This is a genomic window from SAR86 cluster bacterium (assembly GCA_023703575.1).
GTDB lineage: Bacteria > Pseudomonadota > Gammaproteobacteria > Magnimaribacterales > Magnimaribacteraceae > Magnimaribacter.
Genome location: CP097969.1, coordinates 1145205 through 1159380, shown reverse-complemented (window position 1 = coordinate 1159380; position 14176 = coordinate 1145205). Strand labels below are relative to the sequence as shown.

Genomic DNA, 14176 nt, shown 5'->3' with positions numbered 1-14176 from the left:
TTTTCAATTTAATGCAACCTTGATATCTTCTATAAGATTATTTAAGTCATTTCTCTTTACAAAAGGCGTATCTTGCTTGGAAGTTATGCTAAATCTGTCTTCAGCTTTTTCACCGTAGGTTGCTATTCTTGCTTTTTTAATCAACGCTCCATGCTTTAAAAAGACCTGGCATATTGATGCCAGTAAACCAGGTCTGTCCGAAGTACTGATTTCTAAATCTGTCCATCTATTTTTCATATCATGCTTAAAACTAATTTCAGTATCAGTTTTGAAATGCCTCAGATTTCTCGGCTGCCTTCTTTGTACAATTTTAGGTTTCAGGATTCGTGGAGTTATTGCCTCTTCTAATTTATCTATTAAAACTTTAGCTTTTTCAGAATCCAATTCGACCCTTTTTCCGTTATCACTGATAGTTATTAGATCAGTACAATATCCATTTTTCATGCCAAAGAGTTTAGCATCAACAAAATTAATATTTTCCGAATCAAGGACTCCTATAATTGTCGCAAAAAGGTTAGCTCTATCTTGAGTATTTATGAAAATCGTAGTCAAAGAATCAGCATCTTTTTGAAAAAGTTTTATATTTGACATTCCTTTAGAAAGGAGGATATTTTGAGCATGAATCTGAAGGTCTTGATGATCTGAAGCTTCGAAGTAATCTCCATAAAAATTACTCCACAGTTTTTTTACATCCTGTTTCCTAAAATCTCCCAAAAGCTCCATAGCTTTAGCCTTTTCCTCTGTTATGGATGTATTAAGCAGTATCTCGTCTTCAAAATAAAGTTTAGTGCGGTCATAAAGTTGTTTTAAAAGAGAGGCATTCCAAGAATTCCATAATCTGGGATTTGTTGCACTTATATCAGCTGCAGTAAGGCAATACATATAATTGAGAGTATCTAGATCTTTGATCTTTTTCGCAAAATCCTTAATAACCTCATTATCTGCAAGATCCTTTTTTTGTGAAGTAACAGACATTAATAGATGATTCTCGACTAACCATTCAATTTTTTTTGTGTCTTCTTCAGAAAAAAAATGTTTTTTACAGAAATTCCTCACGATGGTTTTTCCTAGTTCTGAATGATCTGAACCTCTTCCTTTACCAATATCATGATATAAACCAGATATGTAAAGCACTTCTAGTTTAGGAAGCTTATCAATTAGTTGAGATGCTAAAGGGAATTTTTCCTTAGATTTTCCAAGTGACATCCAACGCATATTTCTCAGTACTTGCAGGGTGTGAGCATCTACCGTGTATATATGAAATAAGTCGTACTGCATCTGTCCAGTAATCCTTCCAAATTCTGGAAGGTATCTTCCCAATATCCCTAAATTTTTCATATTTTCCAACTGCGTGACTAAAAGTCTTTTGGATTTAAGAAGTTTTAAGAAAAGTTTAATATTTTGTTTTTTTGATCTAAATTTTGAATCAATCAGATTCCTGTCTCTTTTGAGAGCTCTTAATGTTTCAGAGCCAATATCTTCAATATAAGTATTTTCACTTAATTTGATAAAGAGATCTAAGAGTAGACTGGGATCCTTTTTAAAACCATTTAGATCATACAGATGAATAAGATTATCTTTAACATAGAAATTTTTATCTATTTTCTTTTTTCTTGAATATCTAGTTAACCCATAATTTTCTTTTAAACCCTTGATGAATGTAGAGTTAATTTCAGAAATATTTAATGAGGATCGAAAATATCTATGCATCAATTTCTCTGCTGCTTGATTTGGGCTCTTGATAGTAGGGAATAATTTCTCTGCAATTGGTATTTGATGCTCAAATAGTAACCTGTCTTCCTCTCTGCCAGCTTCGATGTGGAGTAGATATCTGATTAACCAAAGCCAATACTTAGATTTATTAAGCTCTTGCCTTTCATCGAAAGTCAGAACACCAATAAATTTTTCTTCATCAGAAGTATTCCTGAGATTGTTTTTTATTAACCAATCAATTGTATGAATATCCCTAAGTCCCCCTGGCGAGGATTTAATATTTGGTTCAAGATTATAAGAAGTATTATTGAAACTTTCATGACGCTCTATTTGTTCCTGAAGTTTCGCTTGAATAAAAGGCTTATTTCTCCACAAGTTTTTAGTGTCTATTATTCTTAGATATTCTTTATGTAATTGATCATCACCAGTTAGTCTTCTAAACTCGAGCATGTTTGTCATTGTGAAGAGATCTTCTCTTGCTTGATTCCTTGCTTCATCTGTAGTCCTTACGCTATGTCCAATTTCTAAACCTAAATCCCATAATGAGCTAATGAATTCTTCAATTTTTTTCTTGTCAGACTTCAACAAATTATTTTTTGATAAAAGCAGCAAATCTATGTCAGAGTAGGGATGAAGTTCTCCTCTCCCATAGCCACCAACAGAGAAGATACCAAAGTTTTTAATTTCGTTAAGCTTAGTTTGATTAGCTATAGATTGAATTAAAGCATCAGTATTATCAGATCTTTTGTTTAAAAAATATTTAATTCCTCTTACCTGTCTTCCTCGGTCATCAAAAAGCCATTTTTCAAATTGTTTTGATAAATCTTTGTTATCAATATTCTTTTGCTCAACTATATTCTCAAACATCTAAGCGTTTTATTTTTCTTCAGATCTTTGCGTAAGAATTTCTGCGCCATCTTTATTTACATAAATAGTGTGCTCCCACTGTGCTGAATTCTTGCCATCCTTAGTTTCTACTGTCCATCCATCTTCTAATAGTTTGGTATGTTTCGAGCCTAAATTGATCATAGGTTCAATTGTAAAACACATGCCCTCAATAATTTCTTGTCCTGTATTGGCTTCCCCATAATGAAGTATCTGGGGTTCGTCATGATAGATTTTACCAATTCCATGACCACAATATTCCTCAACTACAGTGTAGTAATTTTTTTCCGCATGAGTTTGTATTGCATGACCGATATCTCCTAGGCTTGCCCCGGGTTTTACAACTTCTATAGCTTTATAGAGACATTCTTGTGTAATTTTTACAAGTCTTTCGTTGTGAGCTTGGACTTTTCCAACAAGATACATTTTTGAAGTATCCCCATGCCATCCATCTTTGATCACTGTGACATCAATATTCATAATGTCTCCACTTTTAAGAATTCGAGAATCATCTGGTATGCCATGACATATAACTTGATTGATACTCGTACATAATGTTTTCTCAAAACCCCTATATCCTATATTTGCAGGAATAGCCTTTTGAACGTCTACAATATAGTCGTAACAAATTTTATCCAATTCTCCAGTTGAGATTCCTGGTTTGATAAATTCTCCAATCATCTCCAATACTTCAGCCGCAAGACTGCCTGCCTTTCTCATTCCATTGAGTTCTTCTAAATTATTAATCACTTTTTCTTTAATTTTCTAAGGTTTTGATAGACAGGGAAACATACATTTATTATAGTGTGGTTTTAATGCCATTAGGCCTTAAAAATAAAAAATGCGAACTTCAGATACCTTTCTGGTTCGTTTTTTTTTGTCAAATTTTATCAGTTCTCCTGATTAAAGTATGAAAAATAGAATCATTATTCCTCTAGATCTTGATCATATTAATGCTTTAAATATTGCCAAAACTCTTGATCCAAAAATCTGCAGGTTAAAGGTAGGTAACCAATTATTCACTTCATCAGGTCCTCAAGTAATTACTGATCTGAAAGGACTGGGATTTGAAATATTTTTAGACTTAAAGTTTCACGATATTCCAAATACTGTCTACGAAGCAGTAAGATCCGCTGCTGATCTTGGAGTATGGATGGTAAATGTTCATGCTTCTGGTGGCATTAAAATGCTGGAAGCCTCAAGAAGGGCCTTAGAAGGCTATGATCAACCTCCCTTCTTAATCGGTGTTACTGTCTTAACAAGTCTATCTGAAGATGCTCTCAAAGAAGTTGGCTTAAAGGGAGTTTCAGAGCAAGTTTTAAGATTAGCGACATTAGCTAAAGAATGTGAGTTAGATGGTGTTGTGTGCGCCTCTTCAGATACAAAAGACATTAAAGAAGAATTCGGTGAAGATTTTTTAACAGTAACTCCTGGAATAAGACCATTCCGATCTGATTTAGATGATCAAAGCAGAGTATCAACACCCGAAGAAGCAGTTAAAAATGGTTCTGATTTTCTTGTTATAGGAAGACCCATTACTGGTTCCCAAAATCCCAGAGCCACTTTAGAAGAAATCAATTTAAAAATTGCATGAGTAAAGAAAAGGCAATACTTGCTTTGGCAGACGGAACAATCTTCGAAGGCATAAGTATTGGCGCTTCAGGACGGGTAAATGGTGAAATTGTTTTCAACACTTCAATGACAGGTTATCAAGAAATTCTTACAGACCCTTCATATGCCAAGCAAATAGTAACCTTAACTTATCCACATATTGGAAATACAGGAACAAATAGTGAGGATACTGAATCAGATAAAATTTGGTGTTCTGGATTAGTTATAAGGTCGCTTTCTCAGGCCGAAAGTAGTTGGCGTAATGCTGAAACATTATCAAATTATCTAATTAGAAATAATATTCAAGGAATATCAGATATAGACACAAGAAAATTGACAAGAATAATAAGAGAAAAAGGTGCTCAGTCAGCATCAATATTTACTGGTAACTCAGTTGATTCAAACAACGCAATAGATTTTGCGAAAGATTTTGAAGGTTTAGCTGGATTAGATCTCGCAAAAGAAGTTACAACAGAATCTAGTTATGATTGGAAAGAAGGAACATGGAGAGGAAATCATGGTGAATCTGATTTTAGAGTTGCAGTTTTAGATTTCGGAATTAAAAAAAATATATTAAGAATATTAGCTGACCATGGGTATGAATTAAAAATTTTCCCCGCAAAAACTTCGTACCAAGAAATTTTAGATTTCAAACCAAATGGTGTGTTTTTGTCCAACGGACCTGGCGATCCTGAACCATGCATCTATGCCATCGAGACAATTAAAGAATTAATACAAATCAGTATGCCAGTATTTGGTATTTGTCTAGGTCATCAATTACTAGCAATAGCATTGGGTGGTAAGACATCAAAAATGAAATTTGGTCATCATGGAGCAAATCATCCTGTCCAAGACCTCAAAACAAGAAAAGTTTCAGTAAGCTCTCAGAATCATGGCTTCACAGTCGAAGAAAATTCCTTACCTGCAGATGTTGAGATAACTCATAAATCCTTATTTGATGGAACTATTCAAGGAATTCAACATTCTTCTAAACCCTTTTTTAGTTTTCAAGGGCATCCTGAAGCCAGCCCTGGACCTCATGATTTGGCTTATCTATTCTCAACATTTGATAAAAATATGAGTATAAATGCCTAGAAGAAAGGACATAAACTCAATTTTAATTATAGGAGCCGGTCCTATCGTAATTGGCCAGGCATGTGAATTTGATTATTCCGGAGCACAAGCTTGCAAAGCATTAAAAGAAGATGGTTATAGAGTTATTTTAATCAACTCAAATCCTGCAACAATTATGACAGATCCAAGCATGTCAGATGCCACATATATCGAACCAATTCATTGGGAGACTATTGAAAAAATAATTGAAAAAGAAAAACCAGATGCATTATTACCAACTATGGGAGGTCAAACTGCGTTAAATGCTGCTCTAGATCTAGATAGCAGGGGTATATTAAAAAAACATAGTGTTGAAATGATAGGAGCAACTAAAGAAGCAATTGATAAGGCTGAGGATAGAGAATTATTTGCAGCGTGTATGGAAAAGATTGGCTTAAAAGTTCCCGAATCTGGTTTGGCACATAATAATGAAGAGGCTCACATTCTTTTGGAAAGAATTGGTTTTCCTTGTGTATTAAGACCAAACTTCACTATGGGTGGTTCTGGTGGAGGAATTGCTTACAACATAGAAGAATTTGATGAAATTTGTAAACGAGGATTAGAACTTTCCCCAACTTCTGAAATATTTATTGATAAATTTCTTGGTGGTTGGAAAGAATATGAAATGGAAGTTGTCAGAGATAAGAATGACAATTGCATAATCGTTTGTAGCATAGAAAATCTTGATCCTATGGGAGTTCATACAGGAGACTCAATAACCGTCGCCCCCTCTCAAACTCTTACTGATAAGGAATATCAAATTATGAGAAATGCTTCCATTGATATTCTCAGGGAAATAGGAGTCGAAACTGGAGGTTCAAATGTCCAATTCACCATCAATCCAGAAGATGGTGAGATGTTAATTATTGAGATGAACCCAAGAGTTTCCAGATCTTCAGCTTTAGCCTCAAAAGCAACTGGCTTCCCGATAGCTAAGGTTGCTGCAAAACTAGCTGTTGGCTATACATTAGATGAATTGAGTAATGATATTACTGGTGGTGTTATACCGGCGTCTTTTGAACCTTCTATAGACTATGTTGTGACCAAGATTCCCAGATTTAACTTTGAAAAGTTTATCCAAACAGATCCAGTCTTATCAACACAAATGAAATCTGTAGGAGAAGTAATGGCTATTGGTAGGACATTTCAAGAGTCGCTCCAAAAAGCTATCAGAGGTCTAGAGACCGGACGCAGCGGTCTTGATCCAATTTTTAATGAGGATGATGAATTTGAGACTCTTAAGCAAAAAATAAGCATACCTAGCCCCGATAGACTTTGGTTTGTAGCAGATGGATTTAGGAATGGTTTAACACCCGACGAGGTATTTGAATATTCTAAGATTGATCCCTGGTTTTTGGTTCAAATTAAAGACCTCGTAGATATAGAAGTTAGTCTTGAGAATGTTTCCTTAAAAGATTTAGACTATGAGCAATTATACGGTTTAAAGAGAAAAGGTTTCTCTGATTCAAGAATCGGTGAATTAATTGGAAGTTCAGAAGACCAAGTTAGGCAACTTAGAAAATCATTAAATCTAAATCCTGTATTTAAAAGAGTTGATACATGTGCTGCTGAGTTTGAATCTTCAACTGCCTATATGTACTCAACATATGAGGAAGAATGTGAAGCTAATGTGACTCAAAATAAAAAAATTATGGTCTTGGGAGGAGGTCCTAATAGGATAGGGCAAGGTATAGAGTTTGATTACTGTTGCGTACATGCTGCTCTTGGCTTGAGAGAAGAAGGATACGAAACAATAATGGTCAATTGTAACCCTGAAACAGTTTCAACTGATTTTGATACATCAGATAGATTATATTTTGAGCCAATAACAGTCGAAGATGTTCTTGCCATTACGGATATCGAAAAACCCCAGGGTGTTATTGTTCAATATGGGGGACAAACGCCTTTGAAGATAGCGGAAGAGCTTGAAAAGAACGGTGTTCCAATTTTGGGTACATCTCCTGATTCAATTGATCTGGCTGAAGATAGAGGGAGATTCCAAGAATTTGTAAATAAACATAACTTGAAACAACCTCCAAATGGAATTGCTTCTAGTGTTGAGGAAGCGATGGAAGTTTCTGAACAAGTTGGTTTCCCACTTGTCGTAAGACCCTCTTATGTTCTTGGTGGAAGAGCTATGGAGGTGGTCTATAAAAAAACAGATCTAGAAAATTATCTTGTTGAAGCAGTTCAGGCAAGTGCAAAAAGTCCTGTACTTCTAGATGGATTTCTCAATCAAGCTGTAGAGATGGATATTGAAGCCGTATGTGACGGTGAAACCGTCATTATTGGGGGAATTCTCCAGCATATTGAACAGGCAGGGATACATTCTGGTGATTCTGCCTGCTCTCTACCTCCATACAGTCTATCTGAAGAGTTAATCGATGAAATTACTCAGATGGTTAAAAAGATAGCCATTGAGATTGGAGCTATAGGACTTATAAACGTTCAACTAGCTTACTACAATGAAAAGTTATATTTACTTGAAGTAAATCCCAGAGCTTCAAGAACAATTCCCTTTGTCTCGAAATGCATAGGAAGATCATTGGCCAAAGCCGGAGCATTATGCATGGCCGGTATTAGCCTCAAGGATCAAAATTTTAATACGGAAATAGTTCCAGAATATTTTTCTGTTAAAGAGGCAGTTTTTCCTTTCAATAAGTTTTTAGGCGTTGACCCAATTTTAGGACCTGAAATGAAATCGACCGGAGAAGTAATGGGAGTGGGTTCTAGTTTTTCTGAAGCCTATGCTAAGGCACAGTTAGGTGCGGGTGAGATCATTCCTAGAGAGGGATCTGTTTTTTTAAGCGTGAGGGATTCAGATAGACCTTTCGTTGCAGAACTTGCAAAGGAGTTTTTTGATTTAGGATTTAATATTATTGCTACTAAAGGTACTGCAAAACACATAAATGAAGCAGGAATACAGGTTGACATTATTAAAAAAGTAGCCGAAGGAAGACCTCATGTTGTAGATGCGATGAAAAATGGACAAGTTGACCTTATCGTCAATACCACAGAAGGGAAACAATCTATTCTTGATTCCGCCTCAATCAGAAGAACTGCCTTAGAAGAAAAGATTTATTGCACCACGACATTAGAAGGTGGACGGGCAGTTTGCTCAGTAATACGCAATAAAGACCTATGGTCGGTTGAGAGACTTCAAGACCTTCATGATAAAATCTCATAATGAATCCAATTACAAAAGAAGGAGAAGTTCTTTTACGAGAAGAGCTGAAAAAACTTAAATCGGAAGATAGGCCTAGAATAATTGATGCTATAGCCTCGGCTAGAGAATTCGGCGATTTAAAAGAAAATGCAGAATATCATGCTGCAAAGGAAGAACAGAGTTTAGCTGAAGCCAGAATTCGCGATATTGAATCAAAACTCTCCAGTGCCCAAGTAATTGATGTCACAACCATCGAATCTTCGGATAAAGTAATATTCGGAACTACAGTAAAAGTTTATAACTCCAATTTAGAAAAATCACTTACTTATAAAATTGTCGGAGAGGACGAAGCAGATGCTAGTGCCGGTAAAATTTCGTTTGCTTCACCCTTGGCAAAAAAATTAATTGGAAAGTTCGAAGGAGATCTAATCAAATTAGAAACTCCAGGCGGACTTACTGAATATGAGATTGAGAAAGTAGAATATCTTTGATTCAGTGGTGTCAATTAAATCAAATTATCGAGATGGAGATTTTTTTTCAAAAAAATCTAAAAAAGAAGGCTACAGATCAAGAGCCTCTTACAAGTTAAAAGAGATACTTACAACTGATTTTAGTATAAGAAAAGGCCAGTCAGTTTTTGATCTCGGTTCATACCCTGGTAGTTGGTCGCAAGTAGCTTACGAGTTTGTGGGTCCGACAGGGAAAGTAGTGGCAATTGATATACAAGAAATGAAATTACAAAACTGCTTCTTCATTCACAAGTCGATTGAAGAAATTCATGAAAGTGACTTTGAAGAAATTTCTGAATTTGTTCCATTTGATCTTGTTTTATCGGACATGGCCCCCAATATAAGTGGTATTAGAGAAAGAGATAATGCTTTGATGGTAGGTTTAGTAAACAGCACCCTATCAGTAATTGATAACTTTTTAAAAATTAAAGGTTCAGTATTAATAAAGGTATTCCAAGGAGAAAGTTTGGATTATACTAGGGATGCCCTCAAAAAAAGATTCAATAAAGTAAAAATTTCTAAACCTAAAGCGTCTAGACCAAACTCTAGGGAAATTTATATAATTGGAAAGGAATTAAAAAAATCATGAGCGAACTTCTTAAAAATTTATTAATGTGGCTTTTTATAGCCATCACTGTTTTTTCTGTATTTAACAATTTTAGTACAGAGCAATCTAATCAAGAATTATCTTATTCTGAATTCATATCACAGGTAGAAAGTGATCAAGTGCTGAGCGTTGAGTTTTCATCAGATAATTACACTCTCAAAGGCAAGACTGTAAATGGTGAATCTTTCGAGACAGTCAGGCCGCCTTTCTTACAAGATGATTTGAGTGAAATACTGAGCGATCATAGAGTTGCTGTGACGGGTGAAAGACCAGAAGAGCAATCCATATTTAAACAACTGCTTATTGCTAGTTTCCCGATTCTTATTATATTGGCCGTCTTCATATTTTTCATGAGGCAGATGCAAGGTGGTTTAGGTGGAAAGTCTGGTCCAATGAGCTTTGGCAAGAGTAAAGCAAAAATGCTTGAAGGAGGTAAAGTTAAAACTTCTTTCGCTGACGTAGCAGGTGTTGAAGAAGCTAAAGAAGAAGTACAAGAGGTTGTGGACTTCCTGAAGGATCCGACAAAATTTCAAAAATTAGGAGGAAAAATCCCAACTGGAATTCTGATGACTGGCTCACCGGGAACTGGTAAAACTCTCTTAGCTAAGGCGATTGCTGGTGAAGCTGGTGTTCCCTTCTTTAGTATATCTGGTTCAGACTTTGTAGAAATGTTTGTGGGAGTTGGTGCGTCAAGAGTAAGAGATATGTTTGATCAAGCCAAAAAACAAGCTCCTTGTATTGTCTTTATTGACGAAATAGACGCTGTAGGAAGACATAGAGGGGCTGGAATGGGTGGAGGTCACGACGAAAGAGAGCAAACACTCAATCAACTTTTAGTAGAAATGGATGGCTTTGAAGATAACCAAGCGATAATTATAATTGCTGCAACTAACAGACCAGATGTTCTCGATCCTGCACTTCTGAGACCAGGAAGATTCGATAGACAAGTTGTAGTTCCTCTTCCAGATATCAGAGGTAGAGAACAGATTTTAAAAGTTCATATGAAAAAAGTACCCATAGCAAAGGACGTCGATGCTTCCCTGATAGCAAGAGGAACTCCAGGATTCTCCGGTGCTGACCTAGCAAACTTGGTTAATGAAGCTGCTTTAGTTGCCGCTAGAACAGCTAAAAAGCTCGTAGGCATGGAACAGCTAGAATTTGCCAAAGATAAAGTTATGATGGGAAGTGAAAGAAGGTCAATGGTCATGTCTGATGATGAAAAGCTCAAAACTGCATATCATGAATCAGGTCACGCAATTGTCGGTAGATTACTGGAAGAGCATGATCCAGTATATAAAGTAACAATTATTCCAAGAGGTAGGGCCTTAGGAGTTACCATGTTTTTACCCGAAGAAGACAAGTATAGCTATAGCCATCAAAGTATTCTCGATAGAATCTGTGGCCTTTATGGTGGAAGAATAGCCGAAGAACTAATTTATGGAAAAAAAGGTGTGACTACTGGGGCATCAAATGATATTGAAAGAGCAACAGAAATGGCTCATAACATGGTTACGAAGTGGGGACTTTCTGAAAAACTTGGACCTATAAAATACGGTGATGAAACTGATGAGCCTTTTTTAGGTAGGTCTGCTGGCGCATCAAAACAAGGTATATCTGATGACACTGCTCATGAAATTGATAATGAGGTTAAAGAAATCTTATCTGAGTGTTACCAGATTGCAAAAGATATTCTCACTGAGAATATCGACGCTCTTCATAACATGTCCAAGGCATTAATGGATTATGAAACTTTAGATGTTAATCAGATTGACGATATCATGGCGGGAGGAAAACCTAGAGCACCAAAATCAAATGAAGATTCCACTCCAGTTAATCCTGAAGATGGCAATACCGTAGGTGATACAGCCGAACAAAATTAATATTTTGGTGAAATAATATCTATAGACTAAAATCTGCTCTCAATGGGTAAATTAGCGTCTATAAGAAACAATGAATTGTCAGTCCTTTCTACTTTAAGTAAGGATAGAAAATTCGGTACTGACGGCATTCGTGGACCGGTAACCTCCACCATGAACCCTCTATTTGTTACCAAACTTGGATGGGCTGCAGGGTCTATTCTTATAGAAGAGGGTATGTCCAAAGTTCTTATAGGCAAAGATACAAGAATCTCTGGCTATATGTATGAATCAGCCTTACAGGCAGGTTTCATCTCTGCAGGAATGGATGTGACATTATTAGGTCCTTTGCCTACTCCAGGCGTTTCTTACTTAGCAAACTCTAATAATCAAGTAGGCTTAGTTATTAGTGCTTCACATAATCTTTTTGAAGATAATGGTATTAAGTTTTTTAATAAAGATGGTCAGAAATTTTCAGCCGAATTAGAAAAAAGGATTGAAACTAAACTTACCCAAGAAATGGTTGCAGTCGAATCAATTAATCTTGGCAAAGCCACTAGGATGAATGATGCACAGGGGCGTTATATAGAATTCTGTAAATCATCCTTCACTGACTTAGATTTAAATGGATTATCAATTCTTTTAGATTGTGCCAATGGAGCAACTTATTCAGTTGCGCCGAAAGTTTTTTCAGAACTAGGAGCAAAAGTTGAAACAATCGGTTCATCTCCTGATGGAATTAATATCAATCAAAATTGCGGCTCTACTAATCCTGATTTCTTAAAGGAAGAAATAATAAAGGGCACTTATGATCTAGGAATTGCCTTTGATGGAGATGGAGATAGGATTTTAATAGTCAACTCTGAAGGAGATATTCTTGATGGAGATGATATTTTGTATATTTTATCTAATAACCTTCCAGCTGATTCTGGAGTTGTTGGCACTTTGATGACAAATAAGGCTTTGGAAATATTTTTTAATCAAAATGATATACCTTTTTTACGTGCAGATGTCGGTGATAAATACGTTTTACAGAGATTGTTGGAGGAATCTTGGGTTCTGGGTGGAGAGCCTTCTGGTCATATAATCTGTTTAGATTCTGCTCCAACTGGCGATGCCATTATTGCTGCATTGAACCTATTAAATGCCATTAAAGATAATAACTTTTCTGTAAAAAAATCCTTGGAAGGATTTAAAAAGTTTCCTCAAACCCTAATTAATCTAAAGGTAAATAACCCTAATAAAATAATAGTCAGTGATAAATTTTGGTCAGAAGTTACACGTATAGAAAGACAACTTGGTCAGAATGGAAGAGTGCTTATAAGACCTTCTGGAACAGAGCCATTGATAAGGATCATGGTAGAGTCTGATAAATCTGGTGCAGCGCACGATTTCTGTAATGCTTTGGCAGATTTAGCTCAAACAATATGATCATTGCAAATTGGAAAATGAACGGTACGCGGCGATCGGTGGCAACTTGGATTGAGGCAGTCTCTAATAACGTCAATATAAAAAACATAAATCCTTGTATTTTTTGCCCTCCAACTTGCTATCTAGAATATGCAAGAAGATTAATTCATGAAAATGGCTCCTCCATAGAAATTGGATCACAAATTGTAAATCATAGCTTTGAGGATGAGTCTTTAACGGGTGGAATAAGTTCAAGAATGCTCAAAGATTTAGGTATTAAATATGTCCTTGTTGGCCACTCTGAACAAAGAAATTTTTTAAAGGAAAGCAAAAATGTGATAACTAAGAAAATAGAAGAAGCTTTAGATGATGAGCTGTCTGTAATTTATTGCATTGGGGAAGATATTGATACTAAAAATAAAAATGAAACTCATTTATTTTTGAGTGAGCAATTGGATGTATTGGGCCAACTACAGTCTTCCCATGAAGATAAACTTAGGTCCATTACAGTTGCTTATGAACCGATATGGGCCATTGGATCAGGACTTAATGCAGAGAAAGACTATATTGAAGAAACGCATCAATTTATAAAAAAATATATAAATGATGAACTTGGGTGGAGTCATCTAGATATTTATCCTGCAGTTCTTTACGGCGGTAGTGTAAACTTGGATAATTGTGAAGAAATAATTTCTTCAAATGGTGTTGATGGTCTTTTGATTGGAGGAGCTTCCTTAAATCCAGAAACTTTTTATAAAATATATAATCTAGGCTAATGGAAAATTTACTTATATTCTTTTACATACTTATTTCTATCTCTCTTATATTAATAATACTCTTACAACAAGGTAAGGGATCTGATATTGGAAGTGCTTTCGGAGCAGGTTCCTCTAATACTATGTTTGGATCAAGCTCTTCGTCAAATCCTCTTACCAAAGTAACAGCTATAATTGCAGCGATTTTTCTAATTCTTAGTTTATCTATTACCTACATCTCTCGGAGCTCTATGATTGAAGAATCACCAATTATAGAAGTAGAAATTGATGAAACAGGAATACTTCCAGAGGATAATTAAAGCAACTTGCCGAAGTGGTGGAACTGGTAGACACGCTACCTTGAGGGGGTAGTGAGCATTGCTCGTGGAGGTTCGAATCCTCTCTTCGGCACCAATATCTTTCTTGATTCTTTCGCTGCATCTAACTATACTGCGATCCCTTTGTTGCGGGGTGGAGCAGTCTGGTAGCTCGTCGGGCTCATAACCCGAAGGTCGTAGGTTCAAATCCTGCCCCCGCTACCAAATAAGCCC

11 protein-coding genes and 2 tRNA genes are annotated in these 14176 nt (G+C 35.9%); 11 read left to right on the top strand and 2 right to left on the bottom strand.

Going from position 1 to position 14176, the window contains the following annotated elements; genetic code table 11:
• Window positions 1-3: 3 nt before the first annotated feature.
• Both glnD and map read right to left on the bottom strand, forming a co-directional pair.
• Window positions 4-2580, bottom strand: a complete 2577-nt coding sequence (gene glnD, locus M9C83_05870; protein ID URQ66176.1) for a [protein-PII] uridylyltransferase — start codon at window positions 2578-2580, stop codon at window positions 4-6.
• 9 nt (window positions 2581-2589) lie between these two features.
• Entirely contained in the window at window positions 2590-3318 is a 729-nt protein-coding gene (gene map / locus M9C83_05865) for a type I methionyl aminopeptidase (GenBank protein URQ67404.1), read from the bottom strand.
• A 190-nt stretch (window positions 3319-3508) separates the two neighbouring features.
• Between map and pyrF the strand changes: the two genes are divergently transcribed.
• The 11 genes from pyrF (at window position 3509) to M9C83_05810 (ending at window position 14167) form a co-directional block, all read left to right on the top strand.
• A complete protein-coding gene (gene pyrF / locus M9C83_05860; protein ID URQ66175.1) occupies window positions 3509-4192 on the top strand; it encodes an orotidine-5'-phosphate decarboxylase in 684 nt (227 codons plus the stop codon).
• Window positions 4189-5304 carry a glutamine-hydrolyzing carbamoyl-phosphate synthase small subunit gene (gene carA, locus M9C83_05855; protein ID URQ66174.1) on the top strand — a complete coding sequence of 372 codons (1116 nt, stop codon included), beginning with the start codon at window positions 4189-4191 and terminating at the stop codon, window positions 5302-5304. The genes pyrF and carA overlap by 4 nt, the downstream gene beginning before the upstream one ends.
• Window positions 5297-8509 carry a carbamoyl-phosphate synthase large subunit gene (gene carB / locus M9C83_05850; GenBank protein URQ66173.1) on the top strand — a complete coding sequence of 1071 codons (3213 nt, stop codon included), beginning with the start codon at window positions 5297-5299 and terminating at the stop codon, window positions 8507-8509. Before carA ends, carB begins: the two co-directional genes overlap by 8 nt.
• An 8-nt stretch (window positions 8510-8517) precedes the next feature.
• Window positions 8518-8979 carry a transcription elongation factor GreA gene (greA, locus tag M9C83_05845; protein URQ67403.1) on the top strand — a complete coding sequence of 154 codons (462 nt, stop codon included), beginning with the start codon at window positions 8518-8520 and terminating at the stop codon, window positions 8977-8979.
• 7 nt (window positions 8980-8986) lie between these two features.
• Window positions 8987-9586, top strand: a complete 600-nt coding sequence (locus M9C83_05840) for an RlmE family RNA methyltransferase (protein ID URQ66172.1) — start codon at window positions 8987-8989, stop codon at window positions 9584-9586.
• Window positions 9583-11484, top strand: coding sequence for an ATP-dependent zinc metalloprotease FtsH (ftsH, locus tag M9C83_05835; protein ID URQ66171.1), 1902 nt, complete (start codon window positions 9583-9585; stop codon window positions 11482-11484). Before M9C83_05840 ends, ftsH begins: the two co-directional genes overlap by 4 nt.
• A 42-nt stretch (window positions 11485-11526) precedes the next feature.
• Window positions 11527-12891, top strand: a complete 1365-nt coding sequence (gene glmM / locus M9C83_05830) for a phosphoglucosamine mutase (GenBank protein URQ66170.1) — start codon at window positions 11527-11529, stop codon at window positions 12889-12891.
• Entirely contained in the window at window positions 12888-13646 is a 759-nt protein-coding gene (tpiA, locus tag M9C83_05825; GenBank protein URQ66169.1) for a triose-phosphate isomerase, read from the top strand. Before glmM ends, tpiA begins: the two co-directional genes overlap by 4 nt.
• A complete protein-coding gene (secG, locus tag M9C83_05820) occupies window positions 13646-13945 on the top strand; it encodes a preprotein translocase subunit SecG (protein URQ66168.1) in 300 nt (99 codons plus the stop codon). Before tpiA ends, secG begins: the two co-directional genes overlap by 1 nt.
• 8 nt (window positions 13946-13953) lie before the next feature.
• A tRNA-Leu gene (locus tag M9C83_05815) sits at window positions 13954-14039 on the top strand.
• 51 nt (window positions 14040-14090) lie between these two features.
• A tRNA-Met gene (locus tag M9C83_05810) sits at window positions 14091-14167 on the top strand.
• Window positions 14168-14176 lie beyond the last annotated feature (9 nt).